This is a genomic window from Ensifer sp. ZNC0028, from assembly GCF_000799055.1.
GTDB lineage: Bacteria > Pseudomonadota > Alphaproteobacteria > Rhizobiales > Rhizobiaceae > Ensifer.
Genome location: NZ_JTLA01000173.1, coordinates 1 through 8596 on the forward strand (window position 1 = coordinate 1; position 8596 = coordinate 8596).

Here is an 8596-nt window from a genome sequence, read left to right on the forward strand (position 1 = left end):
CAGCGCTCCCATGTGGGAAATGCATAGGCGCTCGACGAGCCAACGGTGATGGCCACACACCATCGCGAGCTGGGCGCTACATGTCCGGTGGGTAAAAACATGGCTGCCGCCCCGATTGATGGCTTTCAGCCTGTCCTATGCGACTTGGCACAGCCCGTGCCGTCTCCCTGCTTGGTGTACGATGCCGGCTTCCCCGACAATTACCCGGAGAGATCTGCGCGGCTGCGCTGGCCGGTGACGCTCGTGCCAGGTGAGAGCGACTGATCGATGACACTTTCGGCGAAGGCCATCATCAGCGGACCGACACCTTTGGGATCGTCGGACACCACCCGTTCTGCGAGGTAGTAGCGGGGCGTACCGTCCCTGTACGTGCCTTCGAAGCCTCCGAGACCTGCGACGCAGACGATCGTCGTCATCCTGGTTATGCCCTCGGTGTCGGCAACGAGCCGCATGGAGAGCAAAGCGCCGAGTGCGCGGCGCCCGGCCGCGATGGTCTCTGGCACCCGATCGGGTTCGACGAGGCCAAGACGTGCAGCGCGGATCAACGCATAGGCAAACATGGCGGAGGCAGAGCTTTCCTCGTAGTTGCCTTCAAGGTTCGGTGCGTCGAGCACCTGCATCCAGAGACCAGACGATGTCTGCCGCGCCATGAGCTCCCCCAAAAGCTGGCGTGCCCGCAACCGATGAGGACGGGAGATTTCGTCGTCAGGGAGAAGCGCCAGCGCATCCACGAGTGCCATAGCCAGCCAGCCAACAGCGCGTGCCCAGACGGCAGGCGATTTGCCTGTCTCCGGATCGGACCACCGCTGTTTTCGGCTGTCGTCGTAGCCATGGACATAAAGGCCGGCCGGGGTCGCCGTTAGCGAAAGCGCCGTCAAAAATTGCCGGAGAGCGTCAGCAATCAACCACGGCTTGTCTGCGGCGAGCGCATATTCGATTTGAAACGGCAAGCCCATGTAGAGCCCGTCAAGCCAGACCTGATGGGGATAACGCTGCTTGTGCCAGTAGTTGCCTTGAGGAATCCGCGGATGGCTTTCGAGTTGGCCGGCCAGTTGTTCTGCCGCCGCGAGGTACCGGCTGTCGCCCGTATCCCTGGCCAAGGCGAAGAGCGATCGGCCCGCCAGGATGTGGTCGATGTTGTATTCCGCCGGATCGTAGCCGAGGAGCGTACCATCCGCCCCAATTTGCCGATCGGCCAGCCGGTGCAGATGGTCCATCCAACGCTTCTCGCCCGTTGCCTGAAAAAGAAGCTGCAGACCTCGGTAGAGGCAGCCATCCTCATAGCACCAGCTTCCACCCTTATAGGGCCGGTAGCGCTGCGCAAACTGGTCGAAATAGTCGGTCGGGTTCATGGGAGGTCTCACTCGAAGGACGTTGATATTGCGGCCGCGCTCAGGAGCGCCAGATCGTCGCAATCGACCTCCGCCTGTTCCGAAACGATGGTTTCGTGGCGCATCGGACGGACATGGTCGGCCATGATGGGGGGGGCGGCCGCCGCCTTCGGGTTGAAGGATGCAATGTTGAGGCGGCGAATTTTGATGTTGCGGATTGGGGCCTCCGGCAAGCCGAGGAAGGCGCCGGCAGCATGGGCTAGATCCCGAATCTCGACATCCTCGATCGTGACGCCATCGATGATGGGCGTACCCGCATCCACCGGAGCCGGCCGACGCGATTGCACCCAGGTGTCGTGGCCATCCGGATCGCAATGGTAGTGGGCGTTGGCGGAGAGCGCAGTCTCGACGCCATCCATAAGAACGTGGCGCATCGTGATACCGGTAATCGCGCCGCCGCGCCCACGCCGCGTCTTGATACGCAGCCCGCGATCGGTACCGACCATCGCGCAATTCTCGACGGCGACATCATGCACGCCACCGGACATTTCCGAGCCGATAACGAGACCGCCGTGACCGCGCTCCATCAGGCAATGGCTCACGCGCACGCCTCGCGTTTCGCTGAGATGCTCGCCCTCGCCGGTCTGCCCGCGCTTGCCGGCTTTAACGGCAATGCAATCATCCCCGACGGAAAAGCGCACGCCGGCGATCGTCACGTCCTGGCAGCTTTCGGGATTGAAGCCATCGGTGTTCGGGCTGTCGGGCGGAGCGGAGATGAAAAGCCCTGCCGCCGTCAATCGTCTGCAGCCCTGCGGATGGATCGTCCAGGACGGTGCATTGCGGATGGTGAAACCAAGAAGCGTCACATCGGAGCAGGAGACGAGATGAAGGCCCCGCGGGCGCCGTGCACCGCCGCGCGTTTCTTTCGGCCAGGTCCACCAGTCCCCCCTGTCGCCGGATCCGTCGAGCGTGCCTTGCCCCTCGATTGTCAGCGCTCTCACGCCAACGGCATGGAGCGGAGCTGCGAAACAGTCAGCCGGAAGGCCTTCCCAGCTCCCCAACATCTCGCCGGACGTGTCACGGGCGGCGAGGACGGGCCATCCGGCCCGACCCGAAGGCGCCCGCAAGACCGACCCTTGGGAAAGATCAAAGGTCATGCCGCTCTTGAGTGCGAGGGGAAATGCCGTCCAGACCCCGGCCGGCAGCCTGAGCGTACCGCCCTCGGGAACCGCAGCAACAGCCTCTTGAAGGGCAGCGGCGTTGCGGCGTGCGCCCTCGATATCGTCAAGATGGATATCGCGAACGAGACCGAAATCACCTGCATCGACGAGCCCCGCGCAGGACGGGGTGTCAAATTCGACAGCTTCAAACCCTTCCGCTTCGAAGCGATAACGTGCGCGAGGTTGAAGCTCGTACAAAAGCGGCACAGCAAGAGAGGTCTCTCCCTGCCGCACCTGTTCGTCCGCGTCGGACGAGGAAAGGCGCCACTTCGCTGCCGCCGGCAGGCGATAGAGCGCTCCGCGTGCCGGCAGGCAAAGCGCCGCCGTTCGCGCCGACAGCGCGATGATGGATGGTCGGGTCATGATCTCTTCTCGTGTAGGCTCCCCGCAGGGCGCAGTGACGCCCGCCGCGACAAGCCGCGGCGGGCAGTCTTAGCAATCAGTCAAACTTGGCGAGAACGTCGTTCACCGTATCGATGATCTGTTCTGCCGCCTCCTTGGCATCGAGCTGCCCATAGGCGTATTCCTCGAGCGTATCGATGAAGGCGGCGCGGATCTCCGGGTGTTCATTGAACGGCGAAACCGTCGGACCGCCTGCGGCGAGCACGATGGCGTTGGCGGCACGGACCTCGGGCTCGCCCTTTTCGCCAAGGCGGGCCGCAGCGGCCTTCGACGCCGGCAGACCGCGAGAGGTGCCGAGCGCATCGATGCCTTCCGGTTCGTTCAACAGGCAGTTGACGATCTGAGCCGCCGCCTCCGGGTCCTTCGTATTCTTCGAGATCGAGAACACCATGGAGGGTTTACGGTAGACGCCTTCCGTTACCGCGTCAGCGAGCTTGAGCATCGGCACAGGCGTCAGCACCTGACCGTCCTTCAACGGATCGGCATATTTGGAATAGGTTGAGTCCCATTCATAGGAACCGGCGACCTTACCCTCGGCCCAGGCGGGCTTCTCGAACAGGTTGACGTTACCGTCGGCTGCCTCTTCCTTCTGGGAGCGGATGGCGCCGGTCTCGACCAGCTTGCCGAGGAAGGAAATGCCCTCGGCCAGTTCCTCCGGTGTCCAGGCGACACGATTGGTCTCGGGATCGACGAGGTCCTTGCCGGTCTTTTGGACAACGGCCAGCGTCGTTAGAAGTTGCGCGGTCTCCTTGACGGCGTTGAAGGTGTAGTAGTCCTTGCCGAGCTTTTCCTTGATCGTGGCCGTTGCGGCAAAGAACTCGTCCCAGGTTTTCGGGATGGGCACCCCGGCCTTCTCGAAGGTCGTGGCGTTGAAGAAGAAGACGCGGCCGGTGGTCGAGACGGAAAGCCCCTGCAGGACCCCGTTCATGGAGCCTGCCGCGAGATCGGCGTCGCTCCAGTTGGAAAGGTCGATCGCCTTGAGTGTGCGCAAATCGGCAAACCCGTCGCCATTTCTTGAAAACAGCGGCAGCCACGGCCAATTGACCTGCACGATGTCCGCCTCGGTCTTGCCGGCCATTTGGGTCGTCAGCTTTTCGAGGTAGCCGTCAAAACCGGTGAACTCGCCTTTGACTGTATGGCCATATTTTTCACCGCACGCCGCGATCGCCTTCTGGGTGGCAACGTGGCGGCTCTCGCCACCCCACCACGCCATACGCAATTCAGCCGCGTGCGCTGCCGTGGCGAGCGCAAGAGCGCCATATGCGACGCCGGCAAGCGCGGCGATCTTTGCTGTCATTCTCATTGCCTTCTCCTCCTTGGAATTGAACGACGCGGCGCCTCCTCAAAGCGACACGTTGCGGCCATCGGTCTTGTCGAAAACATGCAGTTGGACAGGGTCCGGTCGCAGGCGGATCACATCCGAGCGTCCCAGAGCCTCGAATTCGGCAGCCCCCACCACGCTCACGAACTTTCGGCCCTCGAGATCGGCGTGGAGGTAGACTTCATGCCCCATGAACTCGGCATTGGTCAGCTTCGCCGCAAATGCCGCGCCATCGGCGGCAAGGGAGAGATGTTGCGGGCGTATGCCGAGCACGGCCTCAGCGGGCCTCGACGAAAGCCGCGTCTCGAGGTTGGGGCCAAGTGGCAGACGCTGGCTGCCGATCGAGACGTCCCCACCGTCGAGCCTTGCATCGATGAGGTTCATCTCCGGGCTACCAATGAAGCCGGCAACGAAAAGGTTCGCCGGGCGATTGTAGAGTTCCTTCGGCGTCGCCACCTGCATGATGCGACCCGACTGCATGACGCAGATACGATCGCCCATCGTCATCGCCTCGGTCTGGTCGTGTGTCACGTAAATTACGGTCGAGGATAAGCCTTCGGCCTTGAGCTGGCGGTGCAGGTCGGTGATGCGGACACGCATCGAAGCGCGCAGCTTGGCGTCGAGATTGGAAAGCGGCTCATCGAACAGGAAGACCCCGGGCTTCTTGATCAATGCACGCCCAAGCGCCACGCGCTGAGCCTGGCCGCCGGAAAGCTGCTTCGGCAATCGATCGAGCAACGGCTCGATTTCAAGGATTTTGGCCACGTGATCGATGGCTGCGTCGATTTCCGCCCTTGGCTTGCCGGCAATCTTCAGACCGAAAGCCAGATTACCGCGCACCTTCATGTGCGGGTAGAGCGCGTAGTTCTGGAACACCATAGCGATGGAGCGTTTGCCGGGCGGCAAGTCGTTGACCCGCTGGTCGCCGATCACGACCTCGCCTCCCGATATCTCCTCGAGCCCGGCGACCATACGCAGCGTGGTGGATTTGGCGCAGCCGGAGGGGCCGACGAAGACCATGAACTCACCATCCTCGATATCGAGGTTGATGCCGTGCACGGCCTTGAAGGCGTTGCCATAGACCTTCTCGAGATTCTTCAGTTGGACCTTAGCCATGTTCAGCCTTTGACTCCCCCGGAGGAGATCCCTTCAATGAAGTACCGTTGCGCAGCGAAGAAGACGACCAAGGCGGGTGTGATCGTCAGCACCGACATTGCGAGAATGCGGTTCCATTCGAAGGCTTCGGTGGTGTCGATGGAAAGTTTGAGCGCGAGGCTCACGGGATATTTGTCGACCGACGACAGGTAGATCAGCGGCCCGAGGAAATCGTTCATGGTCCACATGAACTGAAACAGACAGACTGAAATCAGCGCCGGCGCGAGCATGGGGACGACGATGTAGATCAATGTCTGGAGACTGTTGGCACCGTCGACACGAGCCGCCTCTTCCATATCCGTCGGAAGCGAGCGCAGGAACTGCACCAGCATGAAGACGAAGAAGGCATCGCCTGCGAAGGCCGAGGGCACCCAGAGCGGTAGAAACGTGTCAAGCCAGCCGAGATCGCGGAAAAGAATGTACTGCGGAATGCGTGTTACGACATTTGGCAGGAGCAGGATGGCGATGACGGAACCGAAGAGGATCTTCTTCAGCGGAAAGTCGAACCGTGCGAAAGCATAGGCCGCCATCGTGCAGGAGATCGCCGTGCCGACCACCTTCGGCAGGATAATCAGGAAGGAATTCCAGAAGAACCGACCGAAGGTATAGGGCGTCGACGTCTGCCAGCCCTTTACATAGCCGTCAGCGGTCGGACTTGTCGGCATGAAGCCGGCGCCGGAAAAGATCTCCGAATTCGTCTTGAAACTCGCGCCAACCAGCCAGATCAGCGGGTAGAGCATGACGAAGCCAACGGAAAACAGCAGCACATAGCGAACCGTCGTGGAGATCAGGCGGAGCCTTGCCCTGCGGGCGACCAGGCGATCGTTGAGAACTTGAAGATCGGTCATCTCGTCAGTTCCTCTTGTCGCCGGCGTAATAGACCCACTTCTTCGAAGACCAGAAGGCGACGAGGGTCAGCACGGTAATGATGGTGAAGAGCACCCAGGCGATGGACGAGGCGTAGCCCATGTTGAACTTCTTGAAGGCCTCGTCATAGATATAAAGCGGAAGCAGATAGGTCGCCTTCAGTGGACCGCCCTGGGTGATGATGTAAGGACCGTTAAACTCCTGAAACGCCTGAACCATCTGCATGATCAGGTTGAAGAAAATGACGGGCGTCAGCAGAGGCAGGGTGATCCAGAAGAAGGTGCGCACCTTGCCGGCGCCATCGATCGCGGCCGCTTCATAGAGCGACTTGTCGATCGACTGCAGGGCCGCAAGGAAGATCACCATGGCGGAGCCGAACTGCCAGCAGCGCAGCAGCGTGATCGTGAAGAGCGCGTTCACGGGATCGCCGAACCAATCGACCGGCGCGAGGCCGAGGGTCGCGAGCGCCATGTTCGCAAGACCCTCCGAGGCGAAGACATAGCGCCACAGAACGGCGATCGCGATCGAGCCTCCAAGGATCGAAGGCACGTAGAATGCCGTTCGGAACAAGCCGATGAACTTCAACCTATGATTTAGAATGGCCGCGATGAAGAGCGCAAAGGCGAGCTTCAGAGGCACGGTGATGAAGACGTAAAGAAGCGTTACGTTGAGCGACTTGATGAAGGTGCGGTCGCGGGTAAAGAGCCGCTCATAGTTGGCGACACCTGTCCAGCGCGGTTCGCTCATCAGGTCATAGCTCGTGAAGCTCAGATAGAATGAGCCGATGAACGGAATGGCCGTGAAGATCAACAGGCCGATAATGTAGGGCGCCAGATAGCCAAGCCCCAAAAGACGCTGCCCTTTCATGCCGGCCCTCCCGGACGGCGCTGAAGAGCGGCCATTTTAGATACGGTTTCGTACAAATTACGCTCCCGGAACGGTGCAGACAGGCGAAGGCTGTAGCCTCCTCCCTGTCCGCTGACCGATCTCCTCCCAGTTCGATGCGGCGCGTGCATGCATTTCTGCGATGACACTCACGCATTTTTGTCACAGAATGAATTCACAAAGGCGAGGAAAAAGATGGACGAAATTGAAGGTGGAATTCTCTCTGCTATTCCGCCGGCGGCGCTGACGCTTAATCTGACCCGAGCGGCTATCCGCATGGAGCATTCGCAGACTTGGCGCATCGACAAGTCGAACCCGGTCGACGACCTCGTCATCTGCCTTGAAGGGCGCGGTCACTATCTGGTCGATGGAGAGCCACATGTGATGGAGCCGGGCGATGCCATGCTGATTTCCCGCGGGCAGCGCTTCATCGGATGGAGCGAGGGACCGGAAACATATCTCGGCCTCGCCCAGCATTTCACACTTGATATTTACGGCCGTCACAACCTGATCGAGCAGATGGATTTGGTGCCGAAGCTGAGGCTGGCGCGGTGGGGGTTGCTTGAGCCGCTGGCGCGCCACTATCGTCAAAGCGCGCCGCCCTCTTCCGTGACGCTTGGTCAGCACCACCTGTTCATGGTTCTGCTGATCGCCTTCATCGAAGATGCATTCATCGGCTGGCGAGACCATGCCACCTACCAGCCCGAGGGAGCAGATGCGATCGATCTCGCTGTCATGAAGGCGGCAACGATGATCTCCGCCAATCCGCTCGACCCGGATATTGCGACAAAGGCGGTCGAAGCATCTCCCTACAATCGCGATTACTTCCTGCGGGAGTTCCAGAAACGCGTAGCGCGTACACCGCGCAAATACCAGGAGCTGAAACGCATGGAGCGGGCAATGCACTTTCTCGAAGCAGGGCTTTCGGTTTCCTCTGCAGCCGCGGAAGTCGGCTACCCCGACCCCTACTACTTCTCACGAATGTTCAAGCGAACTCTGGGCCTCAGTCCACGCGATCACATGAGAAGGGTTCGACAAAGCCGAGACGGTGGCCTCATGCACCTCGACGAACACGAACAGGCCCTTATGCTTGCCGACGGGCTTGCCAGCGACTAGCTGGGAGTTTGTTTGGCGCTAAGCCGGACCGACACGCACCCATGTGTCTCGCCACGAGCCGGAGAACATGCCCGGCAAGTTCGGACCCGGTAAGTTCGGACAGGGCCCCATGCGGCACGCACGTCCACCTTGCTCTCACGTTCCGGGCATCTTGAACTGGGCGAGTGCGTCGCGGTCGATCTCGATGCCAAGGCCGGGCGCATCGGGGATGGCAACGACGCCGTCGACCGCCTCGATCGGCGCCTTCAGCACCGCCTGTCGGAACGGGTTTTCCGTCCGGTCGAACTCCAGGATCGGCT

Annotated in this window: 7 protein-coding genes and 1 pseudogene; 1 reads left to right on the forward strand and 7 read right to left on the reverse strand. The window is 60.9% G+C overall.

All coding sequences use genetic code 11. The annotated features are described in order from the left end of the window. Positions 1-200 precede the first annotated feature (200 nt). The 6 genes from L981_RS31500 to L981_RS31525 form a co-directional block, all read right to left on the reverse strand. Complete coding sequence (locus L981_RS31500; protein WP_052202120.1) at positions 201-1352, reverse strand: glycoside hydrolase family 105 protein; 1152 nt, start codon at positions 1350-1352, stop codon at positions 201-203. Positions 1353-1360: 8 nt separating this feature from the next. Next, entirely contained in the window at positions 1361-2914 is a 1554-nt protein-coding gene (locus L981_RS31505; protein WP_043626205.1) for a glycoside hydrolase family 28 protein, read from the reverse strand. 76 nt (positions 2915-2990) lie between these two features. Beyond that, positions 2991-4256 carry an ABC transporter substrate-binding protein gene (locus L981_RS31510; protein ID WP_043626208.1) on the reverse strand — a complete coding sequence of 422 codons (1266 nt, stop codon included), beginning with the start codon at positions 4254-4256 and terminating at the stop codon, positions 2991-2993. A gap of 39 nt (positions 4257-4295) precedes the next feature. Beyond that, positions 4296-5390 carry an ABC transporter ATP-binding protein gene (locus L981_RS31515; protein WP_043626211.1) on the reverse strand — a complete coding sequence of 365 codons (1095 nt, stop codon included), beginning with the start codon at positions 5388-5390 and terminating at the stop codon, positions 4296-4298. 2 nt (positions 5391-5392) lie between these two features. Beyond that, on the reverse strand, positions 5393-6277 hold the full coding sequence (locus L981_RS31520) for a carbohydrate ABC transporter permease (protein ID WP_043626214.1): 885 nt from the start codon (positions 6275-6277) through the stop codon (positions 5393-5395). Positions 6278-6281: 4 nt separating this feature from the next. Then, positions 6282-7163 carry a carbohydrate ABC transporter permease gene (locus L981_RS31525; protein ID WP_043626217.1) on the reverse strand — a complete coding sequence of 294 codons (882 nt, stop codon included), beginning with the start codon at positions 7161-7163 and terminating at the stop codon, positions 6282-6284. Positions 7164-7376: 213 nt separating this feature from the next. Between L981_RS31525 and L981_RS31530 the strand changes: the two genes are divergently transcribed. After that, positions 7377-8297 (forward strand): AraC family transcriptional regulator, encoded by a 921-nt coding sequence (locus L981_RS31530; protein ID WP_043626224.1) that lies wholly within the window; start codon positions 7377-7379, stop codon positions 8295-8297. 135 nt (positions 8298-8432) lie between these two features. Here the strand turns inward: L981_RS31530 and L981_RS34865 are convergent. Further along, a pseudogene (locus L981_RS34865) lies at positions 8433-8596 on the reverse strand (mandelate racemase/muconate lactonizing enzyme family protein); the annotation flags it as partial.